Raw genomic sequence first — 17579 nt, 5'->3', positions numbered from 1 at the left:
TGGTTTGCCAAATGCATTATTTCAGGATGATGAGAACCGGAAGCTACGAAAAGAAAATACGGTCGCTCAGAACTCATAATGCGAAAGGGTATCAGATGCTATACCTGCCAGATCATCCATTGGCAATGAAAAACGGATATGTATATGAACACCGCGTCGTTATGCATCAGTTACATAGTGATAACCCAATGAATTGCAATAAGTGTGGGAAAACGATTGATTGGAGTACGGTGCACGTAGACCACATCAATGAAGATGTTAAAGATAATTCGCCAGAAAATCTTAGGTTCTTATGTAACGGATGTAATGTGATGAGAACTAGAAAGCATCAGAAAGAATACACCAAGAAAAGGAGAGTGGGTATTACATGTAATGGAATAACATTGACGGCAACAGAGTGGAGCAGAATGCCCAATGTTAAAGTTTCAAGAGGAACAATTTCCAGAAGAATAAAAAATGGCTCATCACCGTATGACGCTATTTATGGAGAAAAAGAGACGCACATATCAACTATCCCTGAAAGTGGCTACACCCCTAAATATAAAAATGCCCACGTTGAGTCCTGCATATCCCACTACCGAGCCAAGTTAAAGGAGCTGAAGAATGACTCCTGATGCATGGTTTGCAGTTATAACTTGGGGGATTTTATTGTTTGTTTGGATTCCTTACAACTACCTCAGGTATAGGCGAAATATACGGATAGCAAAAGCAAAAAGAAGAGCTTACATATTCGCATCTAAGTATAGAACGGTAAAGGAGCTGAAAGATGTTCACTGACTTAATCACAGCTATTGAAGAAGCAAGATATTTAAAATCCAGATCAGGCGGTCGAGTTAACTTCTGTGTAATGCAGGTTATGGACTATATGGAAGTGGTAAGCGGGCTGATGGATGGTGTTAGGATTTTATATACAACTGCGAATGATGATTATCACACAGTATTACCGGAGGCGAGATGAGCTATATCGGAGAAAAGGAATTAACGGATGAGCAATTTCGCTGGCTAGATGGATGGTTAGAGCTTTGGGGTGCATGGGTTCAATCAGGTCGGTCTGGACGCATGATAAACATGATTTATAAGTTTATGAAGACGGTCGAACCGAATACAGCCCCATCAAGACCTATGTGCAATGACGATGAAGGAATGTTGATTTCTCAGGTCGTAGATTCAGTCATCGCCACTGACACACAGGCTTATGGAATATTACTCAGTTATTACGCTCACGGTTCATCTAAGTTGTCGATTGCATCTTACTATCACCGAGTTGCAAAACCACGCAAAATGCAAACGAGAGGGGGAAATAGATTTAAAAAGCCATCACTTGGAACTTGCAGAAATGATGTTGATGCAAAACTCAAAGCTGCACAGTGGTTGTTATACGAACCTCTGCGAAATGCAATGAATAATCGCAAACGTGTGGCTAAAGTGAAGAAAATAACTGAACTTTGCTATTGACTTATAATATCAAATTAGCAATACTAATCAGGTAAGTTGCTTTACGTGACTCTTAAGTTTACTTACCTCATTCAAGACCTCGCTACGGCGGGGTTTTTTGTTATCTGAACTCAGTCATTGGCTGGGTTAAAAAATATACACACTCTTCATTTTGGAGAGTTGTGTGATTAGGGACACCTGATGATGTTTTGGTCGACGGATATCTGGTGTCCCTAGCTATTGCTATGTACCAAAAAAGAATAACAAAGCACACTTGTCATCCGTGCTTTTGGGCGGGGTTAATTGTTTTTTCATCGGTCTGTCGCCAAACAAATGCCGAAGAAATTAACAATTAATCCCGTTTCGTTTTCCAATCTGGTGTAATTCCACTATTTTAATCCCCCCTAATTCGAGGGTGTTACCTTCATTGATGAGGGTAACATAGGTTAAGTTATTGATATTTATCCAGAGTGCTTATTTGCATTGTGGATATCCAACTCTCCGGAATTACCGGATAGTTCACATGTTCGGTTATTCCGAACTACTGACTGAAGGCAACCCCCTGCGTGGGCTATATAGTTGATCGCCAACAACAATAAATCCCTTATTTATCCATTGCGTGATTTGTTGTGGTTTTACTTCGCAAGCTCTAGCAAATTCAGCGTTATTCCCGTTGTAATGCAATTTTATATATTCTTGTAGTGGCATGATTAGCACTCTACTTCTTGTAATTTACGATTAACGCAGTATGCGATATAAACAGTACCCTGCTCATCAAATGACTCTGCACAGTCATAGCCTAGTTTGTGGGCTAAAATGCCTTGAAACTGTTGGATAGCCCAGTTTGCCTGTCCGTCATCTTCGTAGCTGTGTTCATATTCACTAATGTTTGTCGTTCCATCTAATAAATCAGCTAACTCACTATCATCAACATCGATACTAAAATCATCACGCATCATACTGAAAACATCTTGAACAGCATTTTCATCAGTATCGTGCTCATAGAAAAAACGACTTGCACGGATAACGTTATTGACATCTAGATTGTATTGAAAATTACAACGACCCGCTAAATTGTAGTCGTTATCTTCACTGCCAAAAAAAAGACACCCTTTGAAGAATGGCGCGTAGTGAACAGAGTCTTTAACTTCGTCGATTTTAGTTGCTGATGCGTGAGTGATAATCATTTTTGTATTCCTTAATCTTGTTTGTATGAATATATGGTAAAGCGTTTTACTTTATATGTAAAGTGTTTTACTTTATATTTTATTTAATATTTGATGTAAGTCACATTCAGAAGATCGCTTAGGCGGTCTTTTTTCGTATATGCCGACCACAGAATCAATCACACACTAATCACTTCACATAAGAGCTGTGAGTCGGCGTTCTATTAACTAATCAGGACTACATATATGCAAGAGCCGTTAACAGGCACAGCAACCGCCTCGTTAGCGGGTGTCTCTATTGTAGGTCTCTATTCAGGTATGGACGCAGGCGTTGTTATCGGTGCGTTCGCAGGGGCGGTGATATTTGTATTGTCCGCTCATGATATCCGGCTGTTAAAGCGATGGGCATATTTCACGGTTGCATTTGCTATCGGGATATTAGGCGCTGATTTCATGTCGTCACTGCTGAGTGGCATTGTCGGAGATAGAGAAGTCGATCGCTCTGTTGGTGCAATGTTCTCATCGGCTGGTTTGGTTGGTGTGTTGGTAACAATATCTAAACCTGGTGCTCTCACCGACAGTATTAACAACGTTATTAACAACCTGATAGATAAATTCAGAGGAGGTGGAAGATGACCATCTCAATGTTTTGGATTTACGTCAATTTTTTCTCATGCTTATTCGCTGTTATTCGTCTTGTTAACTATGAGCGTAACGGCGCTAAATACAAATTTTTTCCGTCACTTATAGCATGGGTTCTCATTGTTATGCTTGGTTCTATCCCACTACGCATATTAACGAATGACTACGCCCATGCAGATCCATTTGAGGTTGGAATCAATATCACGCTATGCGCACTAATAATTCTTAGTCGTGGGAATGTGATGCAAATATTTAGAGGGGTTAGTAAAAATGACACTCGGTGAGAAACAACGCAAGTTCACTCGCATGATTGCGGACTTAATTATTTTTGCCTACAACAACGGATATGAGCTGACATTCTCGGAAGCATACCGAACACCAGAGCAGGCGCAGTTAAATGCCAAATCAGGTTCCGGTATTAAAAATAGCTTACACACCCAACGCCTAGCTGTGGATTTCAACCTATTTAAAGACGGTAAATATCTAACGGCATCAAGTGACCATAAATTACTTGGTGAATACTGGGAATCTATTGGTGGTACGTGGGGAGGTCGATTCAATGACGGCAATCACTACTCGTTAGAGCACAATGGCGTTAAATGATATGAACACGCTAACTAAGGTATTAGCTGGACTACTGGCAATATCCGCATTCTGGCTATGGTGGGTAACAGATGATTACGACAAACTGAGAAAAGATTACAACACAGCAACCAATCAGTTATCTCGCCAAAACTCAATCACAGAAAACGCCAGCCGCACATTCAGGATTATCAATAATGTCTCATCACTTAATAGCGAAGAGCGGAATAGGTCAGCCGTGGATTCTGAAAAAGTTAAAACGGTTATCAAAACTGTTCTTATCAATAATGATTGCGCCAATACTGCTATTCCTAATGACGCTCTTATCAGGATGCACGACTATTCAGAAAGAATACGTGCCAATGGAGCACATAGCGATACCGGCACACCTAACCGCTGATTGTCTATTGCCCTACATACCAGAGCAAATGACATGGGGAGAATCGTTAATGTTAAACATCTCCCTGTTATCGGTTATTGAGCAATGTAACTCAGACAAGAAAGCAATACGGGAAATTGAACAACAAAGACAGGTGATGAAATGAGCATAGAGTCTGAATTGGCTTACTTAAAGTCAGCTAAAAATAAGGTTCTTGAATTCATTGATGAGACACCTGCTGAAAATGTTATCTCTCTAGCGAGTTGGAAATCCCAGTTAGCTAAATTGGATAAGAAGATAAATGAACTAGAACAACGAGCCTCCAATAGCGGGGCTTTTTAATGCCTACAGGAGTATCAAATGCAACCACATCAACAACGAGTAGTAGATGAGAAATCTGAGTTAGACGACAAAATCACAAAGCTGACAACTTTCATTAATGGCGATATCTGCAAGACGCTAGAGCATCGCGACCAAGAGTTATTGAGCAATCAATTAGGTCATATGCGCAGTTACTCTGAAACTTTATCTCAGCGCATTGAGCGATTCTAAAGAACAACCCCGACAAGGTTAGATAAATCGTTTATCCATTAAGGAGAGTGATCACTATCTTGACTGCTAGGAACAGACTAGAAGTGGCTTAGCAGTGTATCGCTAAGCTGCGAGCTAAATCGCATTTCACCATGTGCACCACATGCACACACATCTAAAAGCATCGAGCCGTTATTTAGGAATGAGCCTTTGAGGTGATCAGTTATAGCTGATACTGCTTCGATGGGCTGATTTCCTATGTGGCAAGGGTTCATTACTAAGTAAGGACAGTATCATGTCAGATAAATTAGTTTTTAAAGGCAATGAAGTTATCCCATTTGACAATGGTGATGGAAAGGTTTGGTTTACCAACAAACAGCTTTCAGAGTTACTTGAGTATAAAGATGAATCATCTGTGACTCGTATCTTTAATCGAAACAAAGATGAATTTACCGATGGTATGTCTCAGACGGTCAACTTGACCGTTAGCAATAAAAACAACGAGATACAAAATAAGAGGGTAAGAATATTTTCGATTAGAGGCGCTCACTTGGTAGGGATCTTATCTAAGACAGATGTAGCGAAAGCCTTGCGTCGATGGTTGCTTGATCTAGCAGAAAAAGAGTCAAAACCACAAACGGGGTTAGCAAACCTTGATATGAATGAGCTTAAAAGCCTGACTATCAATGAGATGCAAAATAGATTAGTGGCAGCCGATAGTTGGTCGTTCGAGAACTTTGGCAGGAAAGGTAGTGACTTAATGAATTTACGCAAGCGTCACTTAAAGAAAATACGCAAAGCGAAGAAGGCAATTAAAGAACTATCACAATTAACCTTACCTGATATGGGCGAATTTCCAGATGGAGAAGAGCCGGCATGAACCACGAACAATTCATAGAGCAGAACGTACTGGCCGAGTTAAAAAACCTCGGCTTTTCTTTACCTGTTTGTCGTAGAGCGAGCTACATGGCGGTAGATCATTATCGCCGAAGCTCTCAAGCAAGTAGAAAAGGGCGAATGTTTGACGACTGCTTACATATTGCCAAGGTGTGGGCAAGTAAGTTTGCTAAGGAGAAAGTATGACCAAACAAGAAAAAGCAAACTTATCCATTCTCTATCGTCAATTACAGCAATCACTTGAATACTTACATTGCGGCAGGGTTGATGATGGGTGGATAGTTGCTGAAATCGTCGAGCGAGAGTTAGGCAAGCTAGTCAACAAACAGAAAACCAAATAGGCCCTAGTGGCCTTTTTTATTGGGTGGAATATGAAAACAGGAACACTGCATTACAAAATGACACTGCGCCGTTATATGTATCCATTGTTTATTATCGGCGCTTTAATTAACAGCACTTGGTTAATGAAGCTCTGTTTTAAGAAAGAAATTGTGTTTAAAGGCCAAGAAGTGGAGTTGAGTAGTGAATAAATATCACGTAATAGCAACTAAGAAAGACGGAACCACATACGAAGGCGTGATGACCACTAAAGAGCCTCGCGTAACTAACGGGTTAATCGGTATCGCATCACTCGACGGCTCATGGGTATACATATCACCTGATGAGATTAGTGATATTAAATACGTGCCAGTAGTTGAACAGTAAATATTAAGGAAAGGGTATGGGACAACAATCTAAACAGGTTGGTTGCCCTAGCAAGCTGACTAATGAGCTAATCGCTAAGGCAAAGGAATACCTGTACGGCGGTTACAAAGAAAATGAAGGTCAGGTTATACCTAGTATTGCAGGCTTGGCGTGTTATTTGGGAATAGCTCGTTCAACTGTTTATGAGTACGGAAAGCAAGATAGTGATCTAGGTCGTGAGTTTTCGGACACGTTAGACGGGATTATGGCATTTCAGGAAATGAAGCTAATTAATAGCGGATTGGCTGGTGACTTTAACGCAACAATCACAAAACTAATGCTGGCTAATCACGGGTACTCTGAGAAGCAAGAAGTTGATCACACCTCATCTGATAATTCGATGTCGCCAACAAAAATAGTTCTGGTTGCCGGAGGTAACAATGACGGTAGCAAGGATTGAAATACCACCTAAATTAATTCCAGTTTTTGAAGGTAATTATCGCTATCGATGCTCGCATGGTGGGCGAGGATCTGCAAAGACAAGAACATTTGCATTAATGACGGCAATTCGTGGCTACATAGCTGCGATGAATGGTCAATCTGGAGTAATACTTTGTGCTCGTGAGTACATGAACTCGTTAGAAGAATCATCAATGGAAGAGGTAAAACAGGCGATTAGGTCTGTGCCTTGGTTGAATGACTTCTATGAACTTGGCGAGAAGTATATCCGCACAAAGTGCCGCTCTGTCAATTATGTGTTTGCAGGGTTACGACACAACTTAGATAGCATTAAATCTAAGGCGAGAATATTAATCGCTTGGGTTGATGAAGCTGAATCAGTATCAGAAATAGCATGGACTAAATTAACGCCCACTGTTCGTGAGGCTGGGTCTGAAATATGGGTAACATGGAACCCTGAACGAGACGGTAGCGCGACAGATAAACGCTTTAGAAAGAATCCACCTGATAATGCCATCGTTGTCGAGATGAATTACGATGATAACCCGTGGTTTCCATCAGTACTTGAAGAAGAGCGATTAAGCGATCAGGAAAGATTGGACTCTGCTACTTACGCATGGATCTGGGAAGGCGCTTATCTTGAAAACTCCGATAAGCAGGTATTAGCGAATAAATACGTTGTTAAATCGTTCCCTGATGATTTATGGCAGAAAGCAGACAGATTACTATTCGGTGCTGACTTCGGTTTTGCAAAAGACCCTAACACGCTATTGCGCCAATTCATTCTAAACGACTGCCTGTACATTGAGTACGAGGCATACGGAATAGGTGTTGAGCTTGACCACATGCCAGCGTTTTACGACAAGATACCTGAATCTCGCAAGTGGCCAGTTAAAGCAGACTCAGCACGACCCGAAACAATCAGTTACTTAAAACGCCAAGGTTTCAATATATCCGCAGCTAAAAAATGGCAGGGTAGCGTAGAAGATGGCATTACACATCTGCGCGGATTCAAGCAAATAATCATTCATCCTCGCTGTAAAGAAACAGCAAAAGAAGCCCGTCTTTACTCGTATAAAACAGACCGGATCACAGGTGAGGTTCTTCCCATTATTGAGGATAAGAACAACCACTGCTGGGATGCGGTTAGATATGGGCTTGATGGGTATATCACGCAAAAATCAAATGCAGGCCTATTGGTTCCAAAACGATTACTGAGGCGATAATGCAAGAAAACATGAAACTAGCCGTCAATCACATGGTGAGTGATGCGATAGCTCGTTCCCGTATGGCTTTGGTTAATCCAACCATGGGGCTTGATGCGAAGCGATCATCTGCTTGGTGTGAGTACGGATTCAAACAAGATTTAACCTTTGAGGATTTATATAAGCTATTTCGCCGTGGTGGTATTGCCTTTGGTGGGGTAACAAAACTCGTAGGTAATTGCTGGAAAACATCACCTCAAGTGATTGAGGGTGACAAAGCAGATAAATACAAGAAAGAAACCACTTGGGAAGCTTCATTTAAAAAGTACGTAAATAAGCGTATTTGGAAGGCGTTCAAAGAGGCAGATCAGAAGCGACTTGTTGGTCGTTATGCAGGCTTGATCCTTCATATCAATGATAGTGGGAAGTGGCATGAGCCCGTCACGAAATCAAAGCTACTTAAAAAAGCAACGCCAGCATGGGCGAATGCAATTAAGCCTACTGATTGGGTGACGGATATTAACTCTCCTAATTACGGTCAACCTAGCATGTGGCAGTACACGGAGACGCTACCGAATGGTGGGACTAGAAATATCAATATCCATCCGGATCGGGTTTTTATTCTCGGTGATTATTCAGTTGACGCCATCGGCTTTCTTGAACCTGCCTATAACGCCTTTGTAAGTCTTGAAAAGGTTGAGGGTGGTTCTGGCGAGTCATTCCTTAAAAACGCAGCAAGACAGCTAAATATTAACTACGAAAAGGAAGCCAGCCTTGATGAAATGGCAAGAATGTATGGCGTTGACATTGCTGGGTTGCAGGAAATTTATAATGAAGTAGCAAGAGAAATCAACGCAGGTAATGATTCAGTTCTTGTTACGAAGGGCGCAAATGTTAGTCCTATGGTTACGGCTGTATCTGATCCGACACCAACTTATAACGTCAATCTTCAAACCGCATCAGCCGCAATGGATATTCCATCCAAAATACTTGTTGGCATGCAGACTGGTGAAAGGGCTAGCACGGAAGACCAGAAGTATTTCAATGCACGATGCCAATCACGCAGAGAAAGCGAACTCTCATTTGAGATAGAGGACTTCATCGATCACCTAATTAACATCAAGGTGCTAGATCCTATCGGTGAGAAAACGGTTATTTGGGATGATTTAAATGAGCAGTCATCTACTGAAAAACTGGATAGCTCCGAGAAAATGAGTCGAATTAATCAAACCGCTCTCGCTACTGGTGAGCCAGTGTTTAGTGTCGAAGAAATTAGGGAAGCGGCTGGCTATGAAAATGATAGTGAAGAGCCATTAGGTGAAACTGATGAAGGTACAGAAAATAAGGACGGCGATAAGACCCGGAACGAAAGCTGATCCAACATCAGTCGATAAGCTAGAGCGTGGCGCAATGAGAGAGTTTGCAAAACGTATTCGAAGAATATCAAAAGGCTATATTCAACTTCTTAACAGAATCCCCTCTGAGCCAGTCGTCAATAGAAAATACCAATTCGATTTAGATCCTAACTACCTTTCAATACTTTTGAGAGATGGTGAGCTAATGGTTGATGAGGTGCTTTTGAATGGTGGCGAGTTTGGCAACTTTCTTTTCCTTGAGTACGTTAGTACAGCATACGAAAGAGGAACAGCGCAGCAGTACGCAAACCTAGCGCAGCAATCAACTGTCTACGCAGCAACTCAACAAAGTGTTGCAACGATACTGATGAGTGAGCCATACCAGTTAAGAATGGCTCTAGTTCGTGCTCGTATATTTGAGGAGATGAAAGGGCTATCAGGTCAGGTTAAAGCTGACATGGCTCGGATTCTTACTGACGGGATCGCGAGAGGGCGAAATCCTCGTGAAGTGGCTAGAAACCTAACCAATCAGGCTGGCATTGAAACTCGTCGAGCTAATCGAATAGCAAGAACAGAGATAACTAGCGCATTACGCAGGGCGCGATTAGATGAAGCGGACGAAGCCAAGGAGATGCTTAACCTTGAAACTCGTGAAATTCATATCTCCGCGCTGAGCCCAACAACAAGGCCTAATCACGCAGCTAGGCATGGGAAAATGTTTACGTCTGATGAGCAACGTGATTGGTGGGCTCGTGACGCTAATTCAATTAACTGCAAGTGCTCAACTGTAACCGTTCTTGTTGATAAAGACGGCAAGCCTTACAACAAGACTCTCATCAATAAACTGTTAGAGGAAAAAGAGGCCATGAAAGAACGTGGTTATCAATGGGCGGAGGAATAACTGATGCCAATTCAAGTAAACGTCACGACAAAAGTTAATAGCGCATCTATTCGGCGTGAAACATACAACGGTCGTGAACACATTATTATCCCAAGTTACACGCTACCAGCAAACGTCATTATGAATGGCGGCTTATATCCATCCAGTGAGATTGACGCTCATTACCGAGAGTTAGAAGGAACTCCAGCGCCTTTAGGGCATCCCACGCTTGATGGTCAGTTTGTATCAGCGCTTTCTTTCGAGGGGCTTAATGTTGGGTATATCGGTGCGGCAAACAGAAATGTTTCCAAGGTCGGTAATCGCATCTATTTAGAAAAGTGGATAGATGTAGACAAGGCCAAAGAGTCAGAAGGTGGCAAGGAAGTTCTTCAGCGCGTTGAAGCGATTGAAAGCGGTGAAAGCTCAGAGCCAATTCATACGAGCGTTGCTGTCTTTCTTGAACAGATTGAAGCAAGCGAAGAACAAAAGGCGCAGGGCTATAACTGGATTGCAAAGATACACCGCATGGATCATGACGCAATTCTGCTTTATGAGTCAGGCGCAGCAACACCAGATCAAGGTGTTGGAATGATGGTTAATGCTGACCAAGCCACAGAGGTTAAAACTAACAGTGGCGCTCTAGTTGGTGAAACTTATCGTGAAAAATCACATCGCCTTGAAATGGCTGCAAAGAAACAGTTCGTTGTTGGTGATGGTTATGTGTGGGTATCTGATTTCACAGACACTCATGCAGTAATCGTTATCGATGGCGGTAATGCAAAACTACATTCCTACACAAATGAAAATGGCAACATCACCTTTGATGTGCAAGGCGAAGAAGTTGAGCGCCAAGAGTCATGGGTAAAGGTTGTAACAAACAAACTTAAATCAGCTTTCAGTAAACCGCAGGCAAGCCCTGCAATCAATAACAGCACGGAGGGCGACATGCCTTTAACTCAAGAAGAAAAAACAGAGCTTTATTCAGAAATCGGCAATCAAATTGCTACGAACGTAACAAAAGCATTGGAAGGCATTACGTCAAAAATTGATACGTTGCAAGCCAACCAAGATCAGTTAAAAGAAACTTTAACCGCAAACCAACGCGCAGAAGAAACCGAAATGCGCAAAGTAATTGCCGAAAAATACGGTGAAGTGGTTGCAAACTCACTGCAAGGTCAGGCGCTGATCGACATGCATAAACAAATTGGTGACGCAGCAAGTTTGGCTGGCAACTCAGGCGCTCAACAAGAGCAAACTGGCGCACCAGATCCAGTGGCATACTTTGGAGGTGCTAAATAATGGCTACTAGTCGCTACCGCCGTGTAAACCTTGACGGTAAATCAATCACAGAAACTCGCGCAGCAAAAGCAGTTACGTTGCCAGGCACTTTTGTTGTTATTAACGCAGACAATGAGTTCGCTCAAGCCACCGCATTATCCGGTCGCATTTATGTAGCCAATCCAGCATATCACCAAGGGCTATCTATTCGTGATGGCGTTCCGGTTGGTGATTCTCTAGTTGGTGAGTATGTAGAAGAAGGTCGAGAGCTGGCTGTATTGGTTCCTGCTGGAACTTATAAAAAAGACTCTCCGATCAAACTTGGTGTTGATGGTAAAGGCGCTCTTGCATCTGCTGATACAGAATCAGTAATTGGCTACTCTCAAGATGAAGTGACGCTAAAAGCTGATGATTTCATTCGTGTTCGCTTTCGTGTTGGCACTGTGGCTACTGCAACTACTGATCAATAAAAAGGAAAAAACATGTTTTATACTGCTGAAACTTTAGCAACAAATAGCCGACTGCAACGTCAGTGGGATAGCCTATGGGCTACACGTAATATCTATAACACGCAACATAACCTGATGATTAACCAATATCAAAGCGTTATGGATGGTGAGACTTTAGCAGCAAACCAGTCAGGCGGTTTCTCTAAGGATTTTTGGAAAGAAGTTGATAACAACATTATTCAGTTGCGTGACCAAGAAACAGGCATGGAAATCGTCAATGATTTAATGGGTCTTCAAACAGTGCTACCAATTGGCAAGACTGCAAAACTGTATAACGTGGTTGGCGACATTGCTGATGACGTATCAATCAGTATTGATGGTCAAGCGCCATACTCTCATGATCACACCGATTATGGTTCTGACGGCGACCCAATCCCAGTATTTACCGCTGGCTTTGGTGTTAACTGGCGTCATGCGGCGGGTTTAAGTACAGTTGGTATTGACCTTGTTCTTGATTCTCAAACTGCAAAAATGCGTCAATTTAATAAGAAAGTAGTTAACTACTTCTTAAATGGTGATGCATCTATTAGTGTTGAGGGGTACAAAGGTCAAGGCCTGAAAAATCACCGCAACACAGCGAAAATCGACTTAGGAGCTTCTGGTGCTAATATCGATTTAACCACTGCTGACTTGCCTGCATTGTTAGCGTTCTTTGGTTTTGGTGGTGCGTTCGGTCAGACTGCATTCAACAACAAAGTGGATGCTTACGATGTAATGTGGGTGAGTTACGAAGCATGGGGTAACTTAATTAAGCCTGTGGTTGTTTCTGTCGGTGCTGGTGCTGGTAATAGCGTGGTAAATGGTCGCATTATCGATACATTACTACCGTATGCTGGCGTGAAAGAAATTCGTCCTACTTATGCGCTTAAAGGCTCTGAGTTTATCGCTTATCAACGTCGTAAAGATGTAGTGACTCCGTTAGTTGGTATGGCAACAGGTGTTGTTCCTAAGCCTCGCTTTATGCCACAGGAAAACTATAACTTCCAAATCATGAGCGCAGCAGGTCTGCAAATTACTCGTGACGGTGACGGAAAGTCTGGTGTGGTTTACGGTGCTAAACTGAGTTAAGGATCTGCAATGACAAAGTACGAGGTTATTATCCCTTGGCATGGTGTCGAAAAAGGTCAGGTGGTTGAGTTAGAAAATCTTCATCCAGCCTTTAAGGCTAATGTTAGAGCATTATCTAATGATGCCGCTGAGTTGGTTCCAGCCACACCAAAAGCCAAGTCTAAAAAAGACAAAGACGAATAGCCGCGAAAGCGGTTTTTTTATGCCCTCGAAAGGGGGCTTTGCTTTGTGAGGTAATCATGATCACAAAAGAGCAAGCCAAAGAGTACCTGACAGGGCAGGGAATAGAATTACCTGATTTTATTCTCGACGCACTTGTTGAGCAGGTAGGTAGTATTCAAGAATGCCTTGATAAACACTATCCATCAGCAACCGCACTATTAATCCAGATGTATCTGCTTTCACTTATGGCACTTGGTCAAGGCGATAAGTATATCAGCTCACAAGCAGCACCTAACGGCGCATCACGCTCATTTCGATATCAATCTTTTGGTGATAGATGGAAAGCGGCTGCGTCACTACTGCGTGGTTTAGATAAGCACGGTTGTGCTAATGATTTAATACCAACCGATCCAACTCAAACTGCTCACGCTGGTTTGTGGATAGCGAAAGGCGGTTGTATGTGTAGGGGGGCGTAATGAGTTCAGTTGCAAATTGGGCTTACACCTCATGGGCTACTTTATGGAAAGCAAAGAAAGACAAAAACGGTAAGCCAGTATTCTCTGATCCGGTTCATTTTCTTTGTGGTTATGGTAGCGAGCTTAAATCTGGAAAGTTGGACATTGGCTCTGAAATCACCATCAAGTTAGTTTTCTGGACTGAGTATGCCGATGCAAAGAAAGGTGACTTTATTGCTATCGGTAAGCACTCAGACGATCCGTTATCTGTCGGCGCTGATGAAATCAAATTCATTGGGCGTGATGAGGATTTATTCGAGCATATTGCAGATGACTACACTCTGATAACGGCGGTGTGATATGGGCGCAAAAGTAAGGGGTATTTCTCAGGCTAACGCAAACCTTAGAGCACTTGTTGGTGACATACAAGGTAAGAAAGTGATGAGAGCTATTCAGTCAGCGTTATTGATTGGTAGCGCTCAAGCGGCTATATACACACCTATTGACACATCAACACTTATCAATTCTCAATTCAGGGAAGTCACTGTTAATGGCACTAGAGTAACCGGTCGCGTAGGATATACAGCAAACTACGCGGTTTATGTTCATGATCCTAGAATCAAGCAAAACTTTAGGCGTTCAAGTGCTCGTAAAGAGTTCTTATCTCGTGGTTTTGAAGATGAACGCAAGGCTATTGATGACGCGGTGAGACGGGAGCTTCAAATATGATACATGAGAAGTTTGAGCGCTACTTAAACAGAGGTAATCTGCTCGATGGTTTCATCGTTCAATATCTGACGTGGAATGAGCAACCAGACGAAAAGACTCAGCAATATGCTGTTATTCAGCCTGATGATGGTAGCGGACGATTTGCTGATTTGGGTGCTGATGATTTCGTGACGCTTGTTCTAGTATCTGCGCAGTATGATCCTGAACCTGCACTGATAAGAGCTAATGAAATTCTAAATTACGTTGCTAGCAACTCGTTAGATTGCGAACTCAATTCAATCTATAACTTAGGCGGTCTACCAAGACCTATCCCGACAGAAGAAGGTCGGTTTATCCTCAAGCTTTCTTTCCGCTGTACATCTTAAATTAAACACATCTCAACGGGTCGCATAAGCGGCCTTTTTTATTTGCAAATAAAGAAAATAAAGAGGTTATAACATGGCACAATGCCCAGAAGATAAAGGTAATATGCTAGGTGATCATGGTATTTTGCGTATTGCAAAAGGCTGTCCATCACAAGTTCCAGATCAGAGTTCTTTTATGCGCTTTGGTGCGGTTACAAGCAAGAGTCTCGATTATGGGATGGAGACCGTAAACTCTAATGCTGATGATACTCCTGGTCTGTCAGAAGCTATCGTGACCGGAGCCGACTTAACAATTAGTGTTGATGGTGAAATGAGAGTCACTCCATTGCCAGGCTCTACTTCTGCCATGAACTTTGCTAAGGAATTGCTGGAAGAGATTCAAGCTCGTCGACAAACTGGCTACTGGGTTCAATTGGACATGCGCGGTGACGGGAAGGAAATCCTCCAAGGATACTTCAACTTCACGTCATGGTCGATGGAGTTTCCAACCAGAGAACTTGCCACCTATTCAGGCGAATTAAAAGTTCATACTGCAACTACGGTTGAATGGCTAACAGAAGAAATCGCAGTTGAAAGTATCTCGGTTGACCCGTCTGCTACCACAGTAAAGGTCGGGGAAACTAAATCTATCATGGTGAAATTCACTCCGGGTGATGCGACCAACAAAACCTGCACCGCAGTTAGCGACAAGCCAGCATTTGCGACAGTGTCACAGGTAGGTACTGTCGTTACGGCTCGCGGCGTTGCTACTGGTGTTGCTAACGTCACCATCACCTCAGAGGACGGCGCAAAGACAGCTAAGTGTGTCGTTACTGTCACCGAATAATATTACAAAGGGTGCTTTCGAGTGCCCTTGATAATATTCAGGAGGGATTATGACACCTATTTTAGAAATCGGGGAGATGGTTATCTCTACTGATAAAAAGGATTACTTATTTAGACCATCGTTCATCAATATGACAAAAATCGGTGAGCCTAAACAGATTGTGAGTGCCTACGGTCAATTAAATGGCGCTGAGGTGCAAGATTTAATTACTCGTGCCGTAATGAATTACAGGGTTATTCCTGAGTGGTTAATAAAGGTCATTAGCAAACCAACATACGGACGCAATATCCTACAAACTGCAATGATGGTTATGCAGGCGTGCTGTGATGATGATTGTTCGGAAATTATTGGCGAATGGAAATCCGGTAAACGCGGTATTGTCTATAAAAACGGCAAGATGCCAATTGCTGACATTATCGTCATTGCAAGAGAGTTGTTCACTCACGGAATTATCGGTAAAGCGAAGATCCGCAAACTTCAACGTAACGAAGGCAAAAATGAATTCTCAGATGAGTTTATGGCAATTGACTACATTAGCTCTGCTCGCGCTCATTTTGGTATGAATAGAGATGAAGCCGAACAGTTAACCATGACTGAATTTCAGATGATGCTTAAAGCTAAATATCCTGATGAGAAAGGCTTCACTAAAGAAGAATACGACAACATCATGAAGCAAGATGATAAGCGTAATGATGAACTGATCAGTGGTAAGCGCCGATTGGTTAGCAGGAAGCGTAAATGAGTTAGTTTGCTTTCTTTTGCATCACCATCTATATAACATAATAAATACTTTTATCTTTTAACCGTTTTACTAGCATAAGACAGGATATTTATTATGATTAATGCAATTAGAGAGCAACTATCTAAAATTGCCTTTTTGGATAAAGATGAAATTGTAGCGCTCCATTTTTCGTTGCTAGAAGAAATAAAAAAACAGAAAGCTGATAATAACCAAGAAAATGTTATTTTACTGTGCGAGAAGTCGATAGCCATATCATCAATTGTAATGCAAGCAATGAAGAAAAGGCACGTAGAGAGCATGGATGAGTATTCAAGAACAACCGGAACGTTATCAAATAATAAATTTTATTACCCAAACCATTATGCGCATTCAATATTAAGTGGAATATACAAGAAGAATGGTGATTTAAGTAAATTAAATGAAATGAATGATAAATTACTAAAAGAAGGTTGGAATACAGGGAAAGAAGAGGAATTGTATTTTCTGTAATAAACTCAATAAGGTAATATTGTTCAAACATTAACTAACGAGGATGGTGTTGTGAATTTAAAGCATGCTGGCGGGGTATTATTGGCAATTGGTATCGTGTCTATATTTTTAGGGGTAATATCTTTTGTTAACACATCTAATTATAAGATAGCTGAACAAATGCCAAATATAACACTACTTGTGTTTGGTGGATGTTTCTCATCATTAATAGGGGCTGTTTTCTTTGGTTGTGGATCAATTGTTGATGCAATTGAAGGTAAATCGATCTCATCAACAGAAAAAAGAAACATCTTAGATGCAGACTCTACTCAAGAAACAAATCACGAGAAAATAAAAGAAATCTTAAAAAGAAGGTAGTTTAAAAATAAACTAACCATAGAGGATGGCATTGTGAGAAAGATATTAGTTACACCACTCTGGGTATTGACTACCTTATCTATTTTCTTTAGCGCTGGTTCTATTGCTAAAGAAAATATAAAGATACCAGATGTTGCAAAGGCAGCTTGTATTAACCACAAAGATAAAGAGTCGTGCGAGGGTTTCGTTATCGCATCAATGGGTCATGCATTTGAGCAAGGTAGAATTAGCATGGTTTGTGATTTGATGCGCGAGTCTGGAGAAAAAATACCAGAAGAACAAAAAGATAGATGTAGTGAAGCTGACGATATGCTACGAGAAGTGCGAAGCGTTAAGTATTAACTTTATACAGTAATTAATCAAAGTAACCCTGCCAATCGGCGGG

Annotated in this window: 33 protein-coding genes; 31 read left to right on the top strand and 2 right to left on the bottom strand. The window is 41.7% G+C overall.

Annotated features, from left to right (window positions below; translation table 11 throughout):
* Positions 1-95 precede the first annotated feature (95 nt).
* The 3 genes from SB028_RS13085 (at position 96) to SB028_RS13075 (ending at position 1455) form a co-directional block, all read left to right on the top strand.
* Positions 96-614 (top strand): HNH endonuclease signature motif containing protein, encoded by a 519-nt coding sequence (locus SB028_RS13085; RefSeq protein WP_318859549.1) that lies wholly within the window; start codon positions 96-98, stop codon positions 612-614.
* A 152-nt stretch (positions 615-766) separates the two neighbouring features.
* Positions 767-958 (top strand): hypothetical protein, encoded by a 192-nt coding sequence (locus SB028_RS13080; RefSeq protein WP_318859548.1) that lies wholly within the window; start codon positions 767-769, stop codon positions 956-958.
* Positions 955-1455: an antiterminator Q family protein gene (locus SB028_RS13075; protein WP_161752100.1), complete on the top strand. Its 501-nt coding sequence runs from the start codon at positions 955-957 to the stop codon at positions 1453-1455. Before SB028_RS13080 ends, SB028_RS13075 begins: the two co-directional genes overlap by 4 nt.
* Before the next feature lie 510 nt (positions 1456-1965).
* Here SB028_RS13075 and SB028_RS13070 read toward each other — a convergent pair.
* Together SB028_RS13070 and SB028_RS13065 are read right to left on the bottom strand one after the other, a co-directional pair.
* Positions 1966-2142, bottom strand: coding sequence for a hypothetical protein (locus SB028_RS13070; RefSeq protein ID WP_310989978.1), 177 nt, complete (start codon positions 2140-2142; stop codon positions 1966-1968).
* 2 nt (positions 2143-2144) lie between these two features.
* Positions 2145-2621 carry a hypothetical protein gene (locus SB028_RS13065; RefSeq protein WP_318859546.1) on the bottom strand — a complete coding sequence of 159 codons (477 nt, stop codon included), beginning with the start codon at positions 2619-2621 and terminating at the stop codon, positions 2145-2147.
* A 225-nt stretch (positions 2622-2846) separates the two neighbouring features.
* Between SB028_RS13065 and SB028_RS13060 the strand changes: the two genes are divergently transcribed.
* From SB028_RS13060 to SB028_RS12925, 28 genes are all read left to right on the top strand, one after another.
* Positions 2847-3236, top strand: coding sequence for a putative holin (locus SB028_RS13060; protein ID WP_004916901.1), 390 nt, complete (start codon positions 2847-2849; stop codon positions 3234-3236).
* On the top strand, positions 3233-3526 hold the full coding sequence (locus tag SB028_RS13055) for a phage holin family protein (RefSeq protein ID WP_004918415.1): 294 nt from the start codon (positions 3233-3235) through the stop codon (positions 3524-3526). The genes SB028_RS13060 and SB028_RS13055 overlap by 4 nt, the downstream gene beginning before the upstream one ends.
* Positions 3513-3845: a M15 family metallopeptidase gene (locus SB028_RS13050; RefSeq protein ID WP_318619889.1), complete on the top strand. Its 333-nt coding sequence runs from the start codon at positions 3513-3515 to the stop codon at positions 3843-3845. The genes SB028_RS13055 and SB028_RS13050 overlap by 14 nt, the downstream gene beginning before the upstream one ends.
* The gene (locus SB028_RS13045; protein ID WP_318859544.1) at positions 3832-4224 is read left to right on the top strand and encodes a hypothetical protein; all 393 of its coding nucleotides are present in this window, start codon (positions 3832-3834) and stop codon (positions 4222-4224) included. The genes SB028_RS13050 and SB028_RS13045 overlap by 14 nt, the downstream gene beginning before the upstream one ends.
* Before the next feature lie 141 nt (positions 4225-4365).
* Entirely contained in the window at positions 4366-4545 is a 180-nt protein-coding gene (locus tag SB028_RS13040; protein ID WP_318859543.1) for a hypothetical protein, read from the top strand.
* Between the two features lie 18 nt (positions 4546-4563).
* Complete coding sequence (locus SB028_RS13035) at positions 4564-4755, top strand: crAss001_48 related protein (protein ID WP_318859542.1); 192 nt, start codon at positions 4564-4566, stop codon at positions 4753-4755.
* A gap of 274 nt (positions 4756-5029) precedes the next feature.
* Positions 5030-5614 (top strand): hypothetical protein, encoded by a 585-nt coding sequence (locus SB028_RS13030; RefSeq protein ID WP_318859541.1) that lies wholly within the window; start codon positions 5030-5032, stop codon positions 5612-5614.
* Positions 5611-5817, top strand: a complete 207-nt coding sequence (locus SB028_RS13025; protein ID WP_318859540.1) for a hypothetical protein — start codon at positions 5611-5613, stop codon at positions 5815-5817. The genes SB028_RS13030 and SB028_RS13025 overlap by 4 nt, the downstream gene beginning before the upstream one ends.
* Positions 5814-5972 carry a hypothetical protein gene (locus tag SB028_RS13020; RefSeq protein ID WP_318859539.1) on the top strand — a complete coding sequence of 53 codons (159 nt, stop codon included), beginning with the start codon at positions 5814-5816 and terminating at the stop codon, positions 5970-5972. Before SB028_RS13025 ends, SB028_RS13020 begins: the two co-directional genes overlap by 4 nt.
* Before the next feature lie 30 nt (positions 5973-6002).
* A complete protein-coding gene (locus SB028_RS13015) occupies positions 6003-6161 on the top strand; it encodes a hypothetical protein (protein WP_318859538.1) in 159 nt (52 codons plus the stop codon).
* Entirely contained in the window at positions 6154-6336 is a 183-nt protein-coding gene (locus SB028_RS13010; protein WP_049199098.1) for a hypothetical protein, read from the top strand. The genes SB028_RS13015 and SB028_RS13010 overlap by 8 nt, the downstream gene beginning before the upstream one ends.
* Positions 6337-6352: 16 nt before the next feature.
* Positions 6353-6775 (top strand): DNA-packaging protein, encoded by a 423-nt coding sequence (locus SB028_RS13005; protein ID WP_318859537.1) that lies wholly within the window; start codon positions 6353-6355, stop codon positions 6773-6775.
* On the top strand, positions 6756-8000 hold the full coding sequence (locus SB028_RS13000) for a PBSX family phage terminase large subunit (RefSeq protein ID WP_318859536.1): 1245 nt from the start codon (positions 6756-6758) through the stop codon (positions 7998-8000). The genes SB028_RS13005 and SB028_RS13000 overlap by 20 nt, the downstream gene beginning before the upstream one ends.
* Positions 8000-9355 (top strand): anti-CBASS protein Acb1 family protein, encoded by a 1356-nt coding sequence (locus SB028_RS12995; RefSeq protein WP_318859535.1) that lies wholly within the window; start codon positions 8000-8002, stop codon positions 9353-9355. The genes SB028_RS13000 and SB028_RS12995 overlap by 1 nt, the downstream gene beginning before the upstream one ends.
* Positions 9306-10235 carry a phage minor head protein gene (locus SB028_RS12990; protein ID WP_318859533.1) on the top strand — a complete coding sequence of 310 codons (930 nt, stop codon included), beginning with the start codon at positions 9306-9308 and terminating at the stop codon, positions 10233-10235. The genes SB028_RS12995 and SB028_RS12990 overlap by 50 nt, the downstream gene beginning before the upstream one ends.
* Before the next feature lie 3 nt (positions 10236-10238).
* Positions 10239-11513, top strand: a complete 1275-nt coding sequence (locus tag SB028_RS12985) for a hypothetical protein (protein WP_318859532.1) — start codon at positions 10239-10241, stop codon at positions 11511-11513.
* Complete coding sequence (locus SB028_RS12980; protein ID WP_318859531.1) at positions 11513-11962, top strand: hypothetical protein; 450 nt, start codon at positions 11513-11515, stop codon at positions 11960-11962. Before SB028_RS12985 ends, SB028_RS12980 begins: the two co-directional genes overlap by 1 nt.
* A gap of 12 nt (positions 11963-11974) precedes the next feature.
* Positions 11975-13069: a major capsid protein gene (locus SB028_RS12975; protein WP_185901955.1), complete on the top strand. Its 1095-nt coding sequence runs from the start codon at positions 11975-11977 to the stop codon at positions 13067-13069.
* 9 nt (positions 13070-13078) lie between these two features.
* Positions 13079-13252 (top strand): hypothetical protein, encoded by a 174-nt coding sequence (locus SB028_RS12970; protein ID WP_004247764.1) that lies wholly within the window; start codon positions 13079-13081, stop codon positions 13250-13252.
* Between the two features lie 56 nt (positions 13253-13308).
* Positions 13309-13707, top strand: a complete 399-nt coding sequence (locus SB028_RS12965; protein WP_318859526.1) for a hypothetical protein — start codon at positions 13309-13311, stop codon at positions 13705-13707.
* Complete coding sequence (locus SB028_RS12960) at positions 13707-14045, top strand: hypothetical protein (protein WP_318859525.1); 339 nt, start codon at positions 13707-13709, stop codon at positions 14043-14045. The genes SB028_RS12965 and SB028_RS12960 overlap by 1 nt, the downstream gene beginning before the upstream one ends.
* Before the next feature lies 1 nt (position 14046).
* Entirely contained in the window at positions 14047-14415 is a 369-nt protein-coding gene (locus SB028_RS12955) for a hypothetical protein (RefSeq protein ID WP_049257616.1), read from the top strand.
* Complete coding sequence (locus tag SB028_RS12950; RefSeq protein ID WP_318859521.1) at positions 14412-14780, top strand: hypothetical protein; 369 nt, start codon at positions 14412-14414, stop codon at positions 14778-14780. The genes SB028_RS12955 and SB028_RS12950 overlap by 4 nt, the downstream gene beginning before the upstream one ends.
* A 73-nt stretch (positions 14781-14853) precedes the next feature.
* The gene (locus SB028_RS12945) at positions 14854-15606 is read left to right on the top strand and encodes an Ig-like domain-containing protein (RefSeq protein ID WP_318859519.1); all 753 of its coding nucleotides are present in this window, start codon (positions 14854-14856) and stop codon (positions 15604-15606) included.
* A gap of 49 nt (positions 15607-15655) precedes the next feature.
* Positions 15656-16348 carry a DUF6246 family protein gene (locus tag SB028_RS12940; RefSeq protein WP_318859517.1) on the top strand — a complete coding sequence of 231 codons (693 nt, stop codon included), beginning with the start codon at positions 15656-15658 and terminating at the stop codon, positions 16346-16348.
* A 93-nt stretch (positions 16349-16441) separates the two neighbouring features.
* Positions 16442-16837 (top strand): hypothetical protein, encoded by a 396-nt coding sequence (locus tag SB028_RS12935; protein ID WP_318859515.1) that lies wholly within the window; start codon positions 16442-16444, stop codon positions 16835-16837.
* Between the two features lie 51 nt (positions 16838-16888).
* A complete protein-coding gene (locus SB028_RS12930) occupies positions 16889-17194 on the top strand; it encodes a hypothetical protein (protein WP_318859513.1) in 306 nt (101 codons plus the stop codon).
* A 33-nt stretch (positions 17195-17227) separates the two neighbouring features.
* Complete coding sequence (locus SB028_RS12925) at positions 17228-17536, top strand: hypothetical protein (protein ID WP_318859512.1); 309 nt, start codon at positions 17228-17230, stop codon at positions 17534-17536.
* The last annotated feature ends 43 nt before the right edge of the window (positions 17537-17579 follow it).

This window comes from Proteus vulgaris, from assembly GCF_033708015.1.
Lineage (GTDB): Bacteria > Pseudomonadota > Gammaproteobacteria > Enterobacterales > Enterobacteriaceae > Proteus.
Note: the sequence above shows the minus strand (reverse complement) of the source record. Positions and strands in the feature narration are given on the sequence as shown.

Bases quoted from the DNA above. Each gene is read 5' to 3' on its own strand.
- SB028_RS12935 (WP_318859515.1), top strand. From the start codon at position 16,442: ATGATTAATGCAATTAGAGAGCAACTATCTAAAATTGCCTTTTTGGAT.
- SB028_RS13065 (WP_318859546.1), bottom strand. From the start codon at position 2,621: ATGATTATCACTCACGCATCAGCAACTAAAATCGACGAAGTTAAAGAC.
- SB028_RS13070 (WP_310989978.1), bottom strand. From the start codon at position 2,142: ATGCCACTACAAGAATATATAAAATTGCATTACAACGGGAATAACGCT.
- SB028_RS12990 (WP_318859533.1), top strand. From the start codon at position 9,306: ATGAAGGTACAGAAAATAAGGACGGCGATAAGACCCGGAACGAAAGCT.
- SB028_RS13045 (WP_318859544.1), top strand. From the start codon at position 3,832: ATGGCGTTAAATGATATGAACACGCTAACTAAGGTATTAGCTGGACTA.
- SB028_RS13000 (WP_318859536.1), top strand. From the start codon at position 6,756: ATGACGGTAGCAAGGATTGAAATACCACCTAAATTAATTCCAGTTTTT.
- SB028_RS13060 (WP_004916901.1), top strand. From the start codon at position 2,847: ATGCAAGAGCCGTTAACAGGCACAGCAACCGCCTCGTTAGCGGGTGTC.
- SB028_RS12940 (WP_318859517.1), top strand. From the start codon at position 15,656: ATGACACCTATTTTAGAAATCGGGGAGATGGTTATCTCTACTGATAAA.
- SB028_RS13025 (WP_318859540.1), top strand. From the start codon at position 5,611: ATGAACCACGAACAATTCATAGAGCAGAACGTACTGGCCGAGTTAAAA.
- SB028_RS12945 (WP_318859519.1), top strand. From the start codon at position 14,854: ATGGCACAATGCCCAGAAGATAAAGGTAATATGCTAGGTGATCATGGT.
- SB028_RS13020 (WP_318859539.1), top strand. From the start codon at position 5,814: ATGACCAAACAAGAAAAAGCAAACTTATCCATTCTCTATCGTCAATTA.
- SB028_RS12955 (WP_049257616.1), top strand. From the start codon at position 14,047: ATGGGCGCAAAAGTAAGGGGTATTTCTCAGGCTAACGCAAACCTTAGA.
- SB028_RS13030 (WP_318859541.1), top strand. From the start codon at position 5,030: ATGTCAGATAAATTAGTTTTTAAAGGCAATGAAGTTATCCCATTTGAC.
- SB028_RS12975 (WP_185901955.1), top strand. From the start codon at position 11,975: ATGTTTTATACTGCTGAAACTTTAGCAACAAATAGCCGACTGCAACGT.
- SB028_RS13080 (WP_318859548.1), top strand. From the start codon at position 767: ATGTTCACTGACTTAATCACAGCTATTGAAGAAGCAAGATATTTAAAA.
- SB028_RS13055 (WP_004918415.1), top strand. From the start codon at position 3,233: ATGACCATCTCAATGTTTTGGATTTACGTCAATTTTTTCTCATGCTTA.
- SB028_RS12970 (WP_004247764.1), top strand. From the start codon at position 13,079: ATGACAAAGTACGAGGTTATTATCCCTTGGCATGGTGTCGAAAAAGGT.
- SB028_RS13085 (WP_318859549.1), top strand. From the start codon at position 96: ATGCTATACCTGCCAGATCATCCATTGGCAATGAAAAACGGATATGTA.
- SB028_RS13005 (WP_318859537.1), top strand. From the start codon at position 6,353: ATGGGACAACAATCTAAACAGGTTGGTTGCCCTAGCAAGCTGACTAAT.
- SB028_RS13035 (WP_318859542.1), top strand. From the start codon at position 4,564: ATGCAACCACATCAACAACGAGTAGTAGATGAGAAATCTGAGTTAGAC.
- SB028_RS13040 (WP_318859543.1), top strand. From the start codon at position 4,366: ATGAGCATAGAGTCTGAATTGGCTTACTTAAAGTCAGCTAAAAATAAG.
- SB028_RS13015 (WP_318859538.1), top strand. From the start codon at position 6,003: ATGAAAACAGGAACACTGCATTACAAAATGACACTGCGCCGTTATATG.
- SB028_RS12980 (WP_318859531.1), top strand. From the start codon at position 11,513: ATGGCTACTAGTCGCTACCGCCGTGTAAACCTTGACGGTAAATCAATC.
- SB028_RS12965 (WP_318859526.1), top strand. From the start codon at position 13,309: ATGATCACAAAAGAGCAAGCCAAAGAGTACCTGACAGGGCAGGGAATA.
- SB028_RS12960 (WP_318859525.1), top strand. From the start codon at position 13,707: ATGAGTTCAGTTGCAAATTGGGCTTACACCTCATGGGCTACTTTATGG.
- SB028_RS13050 (WP_318619889.1), top strand. From the start codon at position 3,513: ATGACACTCGGTGAGAAACAACGCAAGTTCACTCGCATGATTGCGGAC.
- SB028_RS12995 (WP_318859535.1), top strand. From the start codon at position 8,000: ATGCAAGAAAACATGAAACTAGCCGTCAATCACATGGTGAGTGATGCG.
- SB028_RS12985 (WP_318859532.1), top strand. From the start codon at position 10,239: ATGCCAATTCAAGTAAACGTCACGACAAAAGTTAATAGCGCATCTATT.
- SB028_RS13075 (WP_161752100.1), top strand. From the start codon at position 955: ATGAGCTATATCGGAGAAAAGGAATTAACGGATGAGCAATTTCGCTGG.
- SB028_RS12950 (WP_318859521.1), top strand. From the start codon at position 14,412: ATGATACATGAGAAGTTTGAGCGCTACTTAAACAGAGGTAATCTGCTC.